Here is a 13113-nt window from a genome sequence, read left to right as displayed (position 1 = left end):
GGCCTCTGATCGGCCGACAAGGAGTATGCCTATATGACCGGAAACGTCACCGATACCGTCGTTACCCTCAACAACGGGGTCCGCATCCCCCAGCTGGGGCTCGGGGTCTTCCAAACACCCGATGGCGAGGCGACCAGCCAGGCCGTCAACTGGGCCCTGCAGGCGGGCTATCGCCACATCGACACCGCCATGATCTATGGCAACGAGCAGTCCGTGGGGGAGGGTCTGCGCCGCTCCGGAGTTGACCGGCGGGATGTCTTCCTGACCACCAAGCTCTGGAATGACGACATCCGTGCTGGGCGGGCCAAGGAGGCCTTCAAGGAGAGTCTGGACCGGCTGGGCGTGGACTACCTGGACCTCTATCTGATCCACTGGCCCGCCAAGGGCTGGCAGCAGGCCTGGGAGGATATGGAGGAGCTCTACACCCAGCGGCGGGTGCGGGCCATTGGGGTCTGCAACTTCCAGAAGCACCACCTGGACGAGCTGCACACCATCAGCGGCACCAAGCCGGCGGTCGACCAGATCGAGTCCTCGCCCCAGTTCGTCAACGGCGACCTGATCGATTACTGCCATGGCACCCTGCGCCTGGATGTGGAGGCTTACAGTCCCCTGGGCGGCACCGGCGGCAACTTGCTGGCCGACCCCAGGCTCAAGGCCATGGCCGAGCGCTACGACCGCTCCCCGGCACAGATCGTGCTGCGTTGGCACTTGCAACGCGGGGTCATCGTCATCCCCAAGTCCACCCACAAGGAGCGGATCGAGCAAAATGCTCAGGTCTTCGACTTCGAGCTGAGCGATGAGGATATGAAGGCCATCACCGCCATGAACAGGGACGAGCGCACCGGCGCGGATCCCGACAACTTCGACTTCTGAAATATGGTGGTACAGGAGGAGACCCGACCTTGAAGGCGGGGCCTCCTCCTGGGACCCGGCGGAAGCCCCAACCCTTCCACCTGGCCTGGTTCCTATGGTAAAGGATTTGTGAGGATTCAGCTAATCGGTATTGCCGCTGATGGCTTCGTCGTCGGTCTCCTGTTCCTGGGGCGAACCTGAGATGTCGCGGTGGATGGACTGCATCTGCACCTCGATGTTCTGCAGGGAGCGGGCGCAGTCCAGCAGGGTCTGCGAATGCTCGGCCAGGCGGGCGTCGGGCAGGTCGGACTTGTAGCGCAGCTGATGCTCCAGGGAGGCCCAGTAGTCCATGGCGATGGTGCGGAACTGCACCTCGACCGGCGTGTAGTGGGGGCCCGAGGTCAGGAAGACCGGCACGGCGTAGATGACGTGCAGGCTGCGGTAGCCGTTCATCTTGGGGTTGCGGATGTAGTCCTTGACCCTCAGCACCTGGATGTCCGACTGGTCGGAAAGGTAGCGGGAGACCGAATAGACGTCATCCCGGTAGTTGCAGATGACGCGCACGCCGGCCACGTCGAAGATGTGATCGCGCACCGAGGGAATGGTGACGGGCAGGTTCTTGCGGTGCAGCTTGCCAATCAGGGAGTCCACGCTCTTGAGCCGGCGCTCCATGTGGTGGATGGGGTTGTGACTGAACCGGACCTGGAATTCGGTGTCCAGCACGTCCAGCTTGGTCGAAATCTCGTACATGGCCCCCTCGTAGGTCTGCATGAGATTGACGAACTCCGTTATCTCGTCGATGTCCAGCTTGGGACGGTCCTTTTCGTCCAGGTCGGACAGTCGCTGCTTCATTTCGGATGCGCTCATGGCACTGTTACGGTCGAGTATCACATGAACCTCCCATGCCGCCGTTCGTAACCATCACTCATGGTACGCACAGGCCCCGATGGCCGCGGGACCCGACCTGCGCATACAATCATGGCTTATGGAAGCAGGCGAGGGCATGAGCGCGACCGCTCAGCATAAGGACAGCAGGGGCGTCTACTATGTGCGGACCCTGGGCTGCCAGATGAACGAGCATGATTCCGAGCGGATCGCCGGGGTGCTCCGGGCCCAGGGCTACCGGCAGGCCACGCCCGAGCAGGTACGCGCGCGCGAGGTGGACGTGATGGTGCTCAACACCTGCGCCGTGCGCGACAACGCCACCCAGCGCATGTACGGGACTATCGGGCGCTGGCACAGGTTCAAGCAGCACAAGCCCGACACGCGCATCGCAGTGGGCGGCTGCATGGCCCAGAAGGACCGGGAGCGGATCGTAAAGGCGGCGCCCTGGGTGGATGCGGTCTTCGGCACCAGGGACATCGGTTCGCTGCCCGGTCTGCTGGACAAGGCCCGCAAGGACGGGCGGCCCCAGGTGGGGGTTTCGGAGGAGTTGCGGGATCTGCCCGGGAGGCTGCCGGCGGTCAGGGCCTCGCGCTCGCAGGCCTGGGTATCCATATCGGTCGGCTGCAACAACACCTGCACCTTCTGCATCGTGCCCTCGGTGCGCGGGCGGGAGCGGGACCGTTCCATGGACGACATCCTGCAGGAGGTTGAGGACTGCGTGCGCTCCGGTGCCCGCCAGGTGACCCTGCTGGGGCAGAACGTCAACTCCTACGGCTGGTCCACGGGGGACCGCTATGCCTTCGCCCGGCTCCTGCGCGCCTGCGGACGGGTGCCTGGGCTGGAGCGGATTCGCTTCACCTCGCCCCATCCGGCGGCCTTCACCGACGATGTGATCGCCGCCATGGCCGAGACGCCCACGGTCATGCACCAGCTGCACATGCCCCTGCAGTCGGGCTCCGACCGGATCCTGCGGGCCATGCGGCGCTCCTACCGGTCCCAGCGCTTTCTGGAGATCCTGGACAAGGTGCGGGCTGCCATGCCCGATGCCCTGATCACCACCGACATCATCGTGGGCTTCCCCGGGGAGACCGAGGAGGACTTCCAGGCCACCATGGATGTGGTGCGTCGGGCGCGCTTCTCGTCCGCCTTCATCTTTGAGTATTCGCCCAGGCCCGGCACGCCTGCCGCGCGCATGCCACAGCTGCCCAAGGCCGTGGTCCAGGACCGGTTCGAGCGGCTGCAGGCCCTGCAGGAGTCCATCACCATGGAGCACATGCAGGCCTTTTTGGGCAAAGAGGTGGAGGTGCTGATCGGCGACGGGCACGGCCGGCACGACGGCAGCACCCATCGGGTGACCGGGCATGAGCGCACCGGGGTGCTGGTCCACGTCGGCGTGCCCCAGGGGATGCCTGCACCTAAGCCCGGGGACCTGGTCACCTGCACCGTCACCCAGGCCGGGCCCCACTATCTGATTGCTGACCCGGATCCCCGGGCGGGGCAGGTCTATGGCATCCGCTGAACCCCGCATCATCTCCATCGTGGGTCCCACAGCCTCGGGCAAGACCGCCCTGGGCGTGGCCCTGGCACAGGCTCTCCAAGCCCGCGGGCAGACGGCCCATATCGTCAATGCCGATGCCTACCAGATGTACCGGGGGATGGACGTGGGTACGGCCAAGCCTTCGGTAGGGGAGCGGCAGGCGGTGGTCCACCACCTGATCGACATCATCGAGCCGGAGGAGGCCATGAGCGTGGCCCGCTTCCAGGCCATGGCCCGGTCCCTGATAGCCGACCTGCGGGCCCAGGGAATCCGGCCGATCTTGGTCGGTGGCTCAGGGCTCTATACCCGGGCGGTCATCGACGATCTGTCCTTCCCCGGCACCGACCCGGCGGTTAGGGCCAGGCTGGAGGAGCGGGCCCAAGAGGAAGGCCCGGGGCTGCTCTTCCGCCAGCTGCAGGAGCGGGACCCGGAGGCTGCGGCACGGATGGATCCTCGGAACGTGCGGCGGACCGTGCGGGCTCTGGAGGTCATGGAGATCACCGGACGGCCCTATTCGGCCAGCCTGCCCCGGTATCGCTACCTCTTGCCCGCCCTGCAGCTGGGGCTGGACCTGCCCCGGGAGGAGCTGGACCGCAGGATCGACCAGCGCACCCAGGCCATGCGCGACCAGGGGCTGGTCGACGAGGTGAGCGGGCTGCGCAACCGCCTGGGGACCACGGCCTCACGAGCCCTGGGCTATCAGCAGATTCTGGACTACCTGGACGGCCGCACCGACCTGGATTCCGCCTTCGAGCTGATAGCGCAGAAGACCAAGCGCCTGGCCCGCAAGCAGATGGGCTGGTTCGGCCGGGACCCACGCATCCACTGGCTGAATGCCCTGGTCCCGGACCTGGCCCGGCAGGCCCTGGACCTGGTGGACCAGGCCGACCAAGGCTGCTTCGACCAGGCGGACGCCCAGGCCGATCAGTCTGACCAGGGGAGGGTGACCAGACACCATCTGGGCGCGCTTTGACTTCAAGTACTTGAAGTTCCTAGGCTGAACGGGTATGACCACCATCACGCAGCCCCAGGCTGAACCCCAGACCAACCAAACCCAGACCGACCAGGGATCCGGGCCCTGGTACACCATCCGTCAGGCCTCGCTCATGTCGGGGATGCCGGAGACCACCCTGCGCTACTACGAGACCATCGGCATTATTCCGCCTATTGCCAGGGACCCCTCAAGCGGCCACCGTTGTTACAACCAGGAGGATCTGGACCTGCTGGAGACCATTTCCTGCCTGAGCGCCACGGGCATGTCCCTGGAGCACATGCGCGAGTATCTGGGCAATCGTGCCGCGGGCGCCGAGGCCGCCGGACGGCAGATCGAGCTTCTGGCCGAGCAGGGGCGACGGCTGGACCAGCGGATGGCCGATTTGCGGGCAAGGAAGCGGTATGTGCAGCTCAAAATACAATACTGGGGGCACGTGCGCGACCACGACCAGGCCGGGGCGACGGAACTGATCAATCAGAGTGCCCAGATCATCGAGGCCGCCAAGCGCAGCGGCAATGAGCGGCTGCCAGGCTGATGCTGTCGGGCTGAGGCTGTCGGCTCAGTGGGCTGGGCCCTGGTCCCATCCCGCGATCAGAAATATTCTGGTTGGGTTGACCGGGCGGACCATGCCTGTAATCAGGGCCTGCAGGTCATCGGTGCTGCCCCGGAGCGCTCGCTGGATGGCCCGGCGGTGGGCGGTCGGATCAGCCTGTCCCCAGTCCAGGTCCCACCCGGCATCGTGGGACAGGCGCGAGAGGAAGATGCGCAGGGTCATGCCGTCACAGTCGGCGAAGGGGTGCAGGTAGGAGAGCTCGTCGTAGTAGTGCGCCAGGCGCTCCACGAAGACTGGACGGTCCAGGCTGGCCAGATTGCGTTCGGCCGCCAGCTCCTGGCCGATGGCCGCGGCTCCCTGCTCCAGCATGGCCGCTGGATACAGGCTGGCATCGTCGTTTGGTTGAGGCCAGCGCAGTGCTCGTTCTTCTGGCAGGTTGGGCAGCAGCCTGCGGTGGATGGCTCGTAACTCTGCAAGATCGCCTTCGGTCGCCCAAGGCCACTGACAGACCAGAATGGTCCGCAGAAACAGGGCATCCGCATTGGCGTTCGTACCATTGCTCTGGGCTTCCAAGCGTCGGGCCGTGTCGGCCAGCGCTTCGGCCTGCCTTCTGCCTGCTACAAAGTCGCTGGCTGCTTGAAGAGCCGAAGGACCGGGCTGACGGTCATCCAGAAGTAGGTTGCGCAGAGCGAAGGCCACGGCGCTCTGACGTTCGGCTGGTGTCATGCCAACGATGCTAGCCCTGGCGGCCCCCGTCTGAAAGAGTTGTGCACACTGACCCGGCGTGCCCGATGCAGACCGGGGTTCTGGGTAGGCTGAAAGGGTTATGACACGTAAGCAGCAAGCAGACGCACGCGGTCGCGGTCGGACCGCATCCAAGGACAGTCAAGACCCGGAACCCTTCTGGCACAAGGCCTTGCTGGCCCTGCCCCGGGGCCTGGGATCCCTGGTGCGCGCCGTGGCCGGCAAGAATGGCGACAACTCCGCCTACCGCAAGGATGGACTCTGCTTCGTGCTGGTCATCCTGGCCGTGCTCTTCTGTGCCAGCGAATGGTTCCGCGTAAATGGCTTCCTGGGACGGGGACTGCATGCTCTGGCTGCGGGCGTTCTGGGACTCTGCAGCATCATCCTGCCGGTGGTTCTGCTTTTCGCGGCCTTCCGTTTGGTCTGCTACACCGGGCGCGAGGCGGGCAACCTGCCTGTGGTGGGCGGCCTCATGGTGGTTCTCTGGTCGGTCTGTTCCATCCTGGACGTGCTTATGGCCTCGGATTATCGCGGCTTCGACATGACGGCCATCAGTGGCTCAGGCGGCCTTCTGGGGTTCTTCCTGGGTTCGCCCCTGGCCTGGGGGCTGTCCAAGGTTTTCGCCGTCATCATCTTCGTACTCGTGGCCATTTTCGGCCTCTTCATCACCTTTAGATTCCATATGAGCGACCTCATGGCCTGGCTGCGCGGGAAGGGGACCCGTGCCTCCAGCCCGGCTTCGGCTCAGACCGCTCCCAACGAGGTCAGGCTGGGGGACGACACCCTGCCACTAGCGCCTGGCGTGCCCACTCACCAGGAGTCGGACCAGGAGGATGACCAGGATTCCCGCAAGGGCGGGGTGGCCGGCTGGTTCAGCCGCTTGCTGCATGGCCGCATCGGCAAGGACACGGACACCCATCTTGAGCGTTACGAGGCTGACGAGCCCTTCTCCCAGGCGGCCTCGCTGGAGGGGTCTGACCAGGGTGATCAGACGGTGCAGGCAGCTGAATCTGACCAGGTGCCCACGCAGAACATGCCCGCGGTGGAGGCACCGGCAACGGCTGCGCTTTTGGATGCCAGGGAGCAGGGGCACCCCAAGGTGGATCCGGCTGCCCTGTCCGGCGTGGGGGCCTCGGATCCATGGGCCGCTGCCGCAGCCGCAGCCGACACTGTGCAGATGGATGCCCAGCCGGCTCCGGGAGCAGGGAATCAGCCGGCCGGAGCCCAGGGTGCGGGGGCCCAGGCTGCAGACGCGTCAGGGGCATCCGACGACCGACAGGTGGATGAGAGCCGGCCCTATGTGCTGCCCAGCACGGACCTGCTGGTCAAGGGCAAGCCCCACGCGGTCAGGACCTCGGCCAACGACGCGGTCATCAAGGCCCTGCAATCGACCTTCCAGCAGTTCGATGTGGACGCCAAGGTGGTGGGCTTCCTGCGCGGTCCCTCGGTCACCCAGTACGAGGTGGAGCTGGGCCCGGGCGTCAAGGTGGAAAAGGTCACCAACCTTCAGCGCAACATCGCCTACGCGGTGGCCAGCTCGGACGTGCGCATCCTGTCCCCCATCCCCGGCAAGTCGGCCATCGGCATCGAGATTCCCAACGTCGACCGCGAGATCGTCCACCTGGGCGACGTGCTGCGCTCCGACAAGGCCCAGCAGGACGACAACCCCATGATGACCGCCGTGGGCAAGGACGTGGAGGGCCACTATGTGACCGCCGACCTGACCAAGATGCCCCACCTGCTGGTGGCCGGCGCCACGGGCTCGGGCAAGTCCAGCTTCATCAACTCCATGCTGGTTTCGCTGATCATGCGGGCCACGCCGGAACAGGTCCGCCTGATCATGGTTGACCCCAAGCGCGTGGAGCTGAGCGCCTACGCCGGCATTCCCCACCTGCTCACACCCATCATCACCGAACCCAAGAAGGCCGCCCAGGCCCTGGAGTGGGTGGTCAAGGAGATGGACGCCCGCTACGACGATCTGCAGTTCTTCGGATTCCGGCACATCAAGGACTTCAACAAGGCCGTGCGCGAGGGCAAGGTCCATGCTCCCGCCGGCTCCAACCGCAAGGTGGCCCCTTATCCCTACCTGGTCGTGGTGGTCGACGAGATGGCCGATCTGATGATGGTGGCCAAGAACGATGTCGAAAGCTCCATCCAGCGGATCACCCAGCTGGCGCGTGCCGCAGGCGTCCACCTGGTTCTGGCCACCCAGCGGCCCTCGGTGGACGTGGTCACCGGCCTGATCAAGGCCAACATCCCCTCCAGGCTGGCCTTCGCCACATCCTCCTCCACGGATTCCCGGGTCATTCTTGATGCCACCGGTGCCGAGACCCTGATCGGACAGGGTGATGCCCTCTTCCTGCCCATGGGTCAGGCCAAGCCCACCCGAGTCCAGGGAGCCTGGGTTTCCGAGTCCGAGATCCGCAAGGCGGTGGATTATGTGCGCACCCAGCGCAAGCCCCACTACCGTGAGGACATCGAGCAGATGGCCGACAAGGCGGATCACAAGAACGAGATCCAGGAGGAGATCGGCGACGATATGGACGAGCTGCTCCAGGCGGCCGAGCTGGTGGTGACCACCCAGTTCGGATCCACCTCCATGCTTCAGCGCAAGCTGCGCGTGGGCTTCGCCAGGGCAGGAAGACTGATGGACCTGCTGGAATCGAGGGGAATCGTAGGGCCATCGGAGGGTTCCAAGGCCCGCGAGGTACTTATTCAGCCGCCGCAGCTACAGCAGGCCCTGGCCTTCATCCGAGGCGATGCTTCCTCCATGGATTCCGCCCCGGATGGGCAAGCGCAGGGCTGAACATCGGCCCAAAAAGCTGGGCCTGGTCTACCGTTATGATGAAACTGCCGCCCGGCATGTGTTGTTGGACGGCCCGAGCGCACGAGTATCGCGTATAAGGAGTGGCAATGCAGGAGCATGCCGAGTCAGAGACCGGTCGTGAGAGGCGCAGGCTTCTCGAAGGATGGAATTCACCCCCAAACCTGGTCACCTACACCCGTATCCTCCTGGTCCTGGTCTTCATCGTCCTGGATCTGATGGCCGGTCCCTGGGGCGAGCGCAGGCCTGGCATGCGGTGGACCGCCGCCGTGCTCTTCATCCTCGCCGCTTCGACCGACAAGCTGGACGGGTGGCTGGCCCGCCGGTACAACCAGGTGACCGAGCTGGGCAAACTCATGGATCCCATTGCCGACAAGCTGCTGATCTGCTCGGCGCTGATTGTGGCATCCGTCTTTGGTGAGCTCTGGTGGTGGGTCACCGTGCTCTTCCTGGTGAGGGAACTGGGCATCACCCTGCTGCGGGTCCTGGTCATCAACAAGCAGGGACGGGTCATCGCCGCCTCCCGGGCAGGCAAGTACAAAACCCTGTTCGAATGCATCGGCCTGGGCATGCTCATGGTGCCCCTGTCGCCGGTCTGGCCCTGGTACCTGGTGGCCACCCGTGCGGTCATCCTGGTGGCCCTGGCCCTCTGCCTCTACTCGGGCGCGGAATACGTGATAGGGATGCGGCGATGATCGGCAAGAGCGTACAGGGTCGTTGCGACGACCTGGCTGGGCGCATCATCGACACCTGCCGCGATTCGGGCCTGCTGCTGGCCGCTGCCGAATCGCTGACCGGGGGACTGCTGGCCGATGCCTTCGTCAGGATTCCCGGGGCGTCAGACGTTTTCCTTGGGTCGGCCGTCACCTACGACATTGCCGCCAAGGCCGCCATCCTCAAGGTGGATCAGGATTTGCTGGCCACCCAGGGCGCAGTCCATCCCCGTGTCGCTCAGGAGATGGCCGAGGGCACGGCCAGGCTCTACACCAGGCCGGGGCATGAGGACACGGTCATAGGTATGGCCACTACAGGCGTGGCCGGGCCGGGCCCTGACGGGGATGATCCTGCCGGGCTGGTTTACATCGGTCTGGCCCTGCCTGTTCGGATGATGGGTCGACGTATAGAGACCGGCCTTCAGTCCCATGCCTACCGGACCTATGCCTACGAGCTGCACCTGGATGGCGACCGCGAACAGGTGCGCCGGGGCACGGTCATGCGGGTTCTGGACCAGCTGGATCGGGCCCTGCACTCGCGCGGCTGACGGCCTGATGTTCACAAGCCGATACCGGACCTTGTGCATACGTGACCTTGGTCACAAAGCAGGCCTTTCAGGTTCCTCCCCTGGAATAATTTACGGGCTCGTCTGTTGGTCACTGTGTAAGAAGTTGAACACGATAATGGCGAAAGGGGCTGCTATGGCCAGCACCGAGACCGTGATGACTCGAACCAACGATACCTATGATGTCAAGCCGGCCGTACCCGGAGTGGAGCGCAACGCGCGGGTTCGTGACCTGACTCCCGCCCAACGTCGTGCCGTCGTCTTCGCCCAACAGCAGGTGATCCGGGCCAAGGCCGCCAAGAAGGCCAAGGAGGAGCGCCAGGCCAACCTGAACAAGATGTGGATGGAGGAGGACGGCATGGAAGCCAGCCGTCAGCGGGCAGCCTCCACCAACGACGGCCGGGCCGTCACCCACACCGTCTCCCTGCGCGAGGCCCTTGGCCACGTGCTGCGTGAGTTGAGGACCAATGATCATAAGACCCTGCGCGAGGTCAGCGAGAAGGCGGGCGTGTCCCTGGGCTACCTGTCCGAGGTGGAACGCGGCCAGAAGGAGGCCAGCTCCGAACTGCTGAGCTCCATCGCCGACGCGCTGGGCCTTGGTGTGCCGCAGACCCTGCGGATGGTGGCGGATTACCTGGAGTCCACCCAGGAGTAAGCATGTCAGGTCCAGACGATTGATTCGGCGGGCCGTTCTTGAGGGCGTCCGGTTCTGAGGAACAGGCGCCCTCTTCTGCTGACTTTCAGTTGCCACCGTAGAAGGGGTGTGACAGGGTGGGTCTTGGACGAAAGGTGATGTCGGGTGCGTGAAAGGGAATTCTGGCAGCTGCTGGAGGAGGTCTTCGGCCGGGTCTACGGACGTAGTCTGGCCCGTGACCAAAGGCTGACCGCCCTGGATGCCATGACCGTAATAGAGGCTCTGGATGCGGGCGTGGAGCCGCGCGTGGTCTGGAATGTACTCTGCGATCAGATGGAGATTCCCGACTCCCGTCGCTGGGGGAAGGACCACAATGCGCCGCCCATGCCGGCAGCCTGATCGGCGGGTTTTATCCTCCGCGAATTTATTTCCCATTCCAAGCGATTTTCGAACATTTGTTCGCATGGTCGGGTATACTGATACCCATGGTCCGGTGACCACCGGCACGTTCGACCACATCGGGCGCCGGGACCGCAGACGGGTTCCGACGGCGGATAGGCTGTCAATCGTGAGGTTGTCAATCAGGATGTCGTCATCGTGAGGTCGGTTACGAAGAAGGAGAGCCATATGGCACGTCAGAGCAACAGTGGCAAGGCGAAGAAGGAAGAGGAGGGCGGGATCGATCCCCGTCGCCAGGCAGCCTTGAACACGGCCCTCGCGCAGGTGGAGAAGAGCTTCGGCAAGGGTTCGGCCATGCGCCTGGGCGACAAGCCTGCCCAGGATGTGGAGGTCATTCCCACCGGGTCCCTGGCCTTGGATATGGCACTGGGCATCGGTGGACTGCCTCGCGGTCGCATCGTCGAGATATACGGTCCGGAATCCTCGGGCAAGACCACCCTGGCCCTGCACGCGGTGGCCAATGCACAGGCCGGCGGTGGAGTGGCTGCCTTCATCGATGCCGAGCATGCTCTGGATCCTGAGTATGCCAAGAAGCTGGGCGTGGACACGGACTCTCTGATTGTCTCCCAGCCGGACAACGGCGAGCAGGCGCTGGAAATCGCCGACATGCTGATCCGGTCGGGCGCCCTGGATGTCATCGTCATTGACTCGGTGGCCGCCCTGGTGCCCAAGGCAGAGATCGAGGGCGACATGGGCGACAGCCACGTGGGCCTGCAGGCCCGTCTGATGAGCCAGGCCCTGCGCAAGATGACCGGTGCCCTGTCCCAGGCCAACACCACGGCCATCTTCATCAACCAGCTCAGAGAGAAGATCGGTGTCTTCTTCGGCAGCCCGGAGACCACCACCGGCGGCAAGGCCCTGAAGTTCTATGCCTCGGTCCGTTTGGACATCCGCCGCATCCAGACCCTGAAGAACGGCGACGAGGCGGTGGGCAACCGCACCAAGGTCAAGGTGGTCAAGAACAAGATGGCCCCGCCCTTCAAGGTGGCCGAATTCGACATCCTCTACGGGGAGGGCATCTCCAAGGAGGGTTCGGTTCTGGACATGGCCCTGCAGACCAACATCGTCAAGAAGTCGGGCTCCTGGTTCACCTACGAGGGCGATCAGCTGGGTCAGGGCAGGGAGAACGTCCGTCAGTTCCTCAAGGACAACCCCGGCCTGACCAAGGAGATCGAGGATAAGGTCAAGGTTGCCTTCGGCCTTATTCCCGCCCCTTCCGAGGACGACAAGGCCGATCATGCTGATCAGGCTGATGCCGACCAAGGTGGCAAGGAAGACGACTCGACCCCGGTCGATGTCAATAGCACCGTGCCTACGGCTCAGGCTGCATGACCCGATGATTTCGGCCGAGGACTTCCTCAAGGAAAATCCTGTCCGACTGGCGCAGACCGAGGATTCTGCCGATTCCAGCATAGAGTCGGGGGATTCTCGGTCGGGTCGGTTACAAGCAGATTCTGCAGGTTCGGTTGGTCCAGCAGGTTCAGCAGGTATGACTGGTATTGGAACGGTCCTAGATTCCGCTACTGATTCGCGGTCTGCCTTAGACTCCCCACACGCATCAAATCCCTTGCCCATCGCAGGTGCTGGTGATGCTTCTGTGCAGCCGGATGACAGCTACCGGGAAGACAGTCGCTCAGTGCAGGTCGCTGCCCTGGGTCTGGGGCATGGTGCCCAGTTCGGAGGCAGTCTGGATAATATTGACAGTGCTGCAAATGCTGATAAGGGTGATGAATTCCTGGCTAGCCGCCATTCCCGTGGTCCCCGTTCCGTCCGAGGTTCTGGTAGAAGGGCCCGCCGTAGTGGCCGTCGCCCCCGTGCTGGCGGCTTTGGTGGCGGTTCCGCGCCTGCAGCTCAGCGAGCGGATGCCGATGATTCGGATGCTTGCAGAGAGGCTGCCCTGACCCTGCTGGATGCAGCGGCCCGTTCGAGTGGGGCTCTGGCCCGTCGCCTGGTCGACAAGGGGTTTGATGCGAACGTGGTCGATCAGGTGATTGATCGGCTGACCAGGCTGGGCCTGGTGGATGATCAGGCCTACGCACAGGATCTGCTGCGTTCCTGTCTGCATCGCACCATGGGGGAGCGGGGCGTACTCTCGGAGATGACCCGCAAGGGTCTGGATCCAGGGTTGGCTGCGCAGGTGGTGGCCCAGGCCTCTCGCGATGGGCTTTTTGTTGACTCCGCCTACGAGCTCGGTCGCAAGGTGGCCCGCAAGACAGCCGGACTTGAGCTTAAGGTGCGCAAACGGCGATTCTGGAGTGCTGGATCCCGTAAGGGCCATAGTCCCGGCCTCCTCAACCAGGTGGCAGCAGACCTTTTCGTCCCTGATGACCCTCTCGAATGAGCTGATTGCTG

13 protein-coding genes are annotated in these 13113 nt (G+C 64.2%); 11 read left to right on the top strand and 2 right to left on the bottom strand.

Annotated elements, in window-relative coordinates; all coding sequences use genetic code 11:
- Nucleotides 1–33 precede the first annotated feature (33 nt).
- On the top strand, nt 34–873 hold the full coding sequence (locus tag ACUIAF_RS03240) for an aldo/keto reductase (protein ID WP_445338994.1): 840 nt from the start codon (nt 34–36) through the stop codon (nt 871–873).
- Nucleotides 874–993: 120 nt separating this feature from the next.
- Here ACUIAF_RS03240 and ACUIAF_RS03235 read toward each other — a convergent pair whose 3' ends face one another.
- Entirely contained in the window at nt 994–1704 is a 711-nt protein-coding gene (locus ACUIAF_RS03235; RefSeq protein WP_232347151.1) for a GTP pyrophosphokinase, read from the bottom strand.
- A 151-nt stretch (nt 1705–1855) separates the two neighbouring features.
- Between ACUIAF_RS03235 and miaB the strand changes: the two genes are divergently transcribed.
- From miaB to ACUIAF_RS03220, 3 genes are read left to right on the top strand one after another with little or no spacing between them, the layout of a single operon-like run.
- Nucleotides 1856–3256, top strand: coding sequence for a tRNA (N6-isopentenyl adenosine(37)-C2)-methylthiotransferase MiaB (gene miaB / locus ACUIAF_RS03230; protein WP_445338993.1), 1401 nt, complete (start codon nt 1856–1858; stop codon nt 3254–3256).
- On the top strand, nt 3243–4247 hold the full coding sequence (miaA, locus tag ACUIAF_RS03225) for a tRNA (adenosine(37)-N6)-dimethylallyltransferase MiaA (RefSeq protein WP_445338992.1): 1005 nt from the start codon (nt 3243–3245) through the stop codon (nt 4245–4247). Before miaB ends, miaA begins: the two co-directional genes overlap by 14 nt.
- Before the next feature lie 34 nt (nt 4248–4281).
- Entirely contained in the window at nt 4282–4803 is a 522-nt protein-coding gene (locus tag ACUIAF_RS03220; protein ID WP_445338991.1) for a MerR family transcriptional regulator, read from the top strand.
- 24 nt (nt 4804–4827) lie between these two features.
- On the opposite strand, the gene ACUIAF_RS03215 is transcribed toward ACUIAF_RS03220, so the two are convergent.
- Nucleotides 4828–5547, bottom strand: coding sequence for a Fic family protein (locus tag ACUIAF_RS03215; protein ID WP_445338990.1), 720 nt, complete (start codon nt 5545–5547; stop codon nt 4828–4830).
- 100 nt (nt 5548–5647) lie between these two features.
- Here ACUIAF_RS03215 and ACUIAF_RS03210 point away from each other — a divergent pair, with 100 nt between their 5' ends.
- The 7 genes from ACUIAF_RS03210 (at nt 5648) to ACUIAF_RS03180 (ending at nt 13102) form a co-directional block, all read left to right on the top strand.
- The gene (locus ACUIAF_RS03210) at nt 5648–8371 is read left to right on the top strand and encodes a DNA translocase FtsK (RefSeq protein WP_445338989.1); all 2724 of its coding nucleotides are present in this window, start codon (nt 5648–5650) and stop codon (nt 8369–8371) included.
- Between the two features lie 107 nt (nt 8372–8478).
- On the top strand, nt 8479–9084 hold the full coding sequence (pgsA, locus tag ACUIAF_RS03205) for a CDP-diacylglycerol--glycerol-3-phosphate 3-phosphatidyltransferase (RefSeq protein WP_445338988.1): 606 nt from the start codon (nt 8479–8481) through the stop codon (nt 9082–9084).
- Nucleotides 9081–9650: a CinA family protein gene (locus tag ACUIAF_RS03200; RefSeq protein WP_445338987.1), complete on the top strand. Its 570-nt coding sequence runs from the start codon at nt 9081–9083 to the stop codon at nt 9648–9650. Before pgsA ends, ACUIAF_RS03200 begins: the two co-directional genes overlap by 4 nt.
- 154 nt (nt 9651–9804) lie before the next feature.
- The gene (locus ACUIAF_RS03195) at nt 9805–10323 is read left to right on the top strand and encodes a helix-turn-helix domain-containing protein (RefSeq protein WP_015021654.1); all 519 of its coding nucleotides are present in this window, start codon (nt 9805–9807) and stop codon (nt 10321–10323) included.
- Nucleotides 10324–10467: 144 nt separating this feature from the next.
- Nucleotides 10468–10701, top strand: a complete 234-nt coding sequence (locus tag ACUIAF_RS03190; RefSeq protein WP_015021655.1) for a DUF3046 domain-containing protein — start codon at nt 10468–10470, stop codon at nt 10699–10701.
- Between the two features lie 228 nt (nt 10702–10929).
- Nucleotides 10930–12093, top strand: a complete 1164-nt coding sequence (gene recA, locus ACUIAF_RS03185; protein ID WP_110417036.1) for a recombinase RecA — start codon at nt 10930–10932, stop codon at nt 12091–12093.
- 265 nt (nt 12094–12358) lie between these two features.
- Nucleotides 12359–13102 (top strand): regulatory protein RecX, encoded by a 744-nt coding sequence (locus tag ACUIAF_RS03180; RefSeq protein ID WP_445338986.1) that lies wholly within the window; start codon nt 12359–12361, stop codon nt 13100–13102.
- The last annotated feature ends 11 nt before the right edge of the window (nt 13103–13113 follow it).

The organism is Bifidobacterium sp. ESL0822, assembly GCF_052606675.1.
This window is presented reverse-complemented; position numbering and strand designations above follow the sequence as displayed.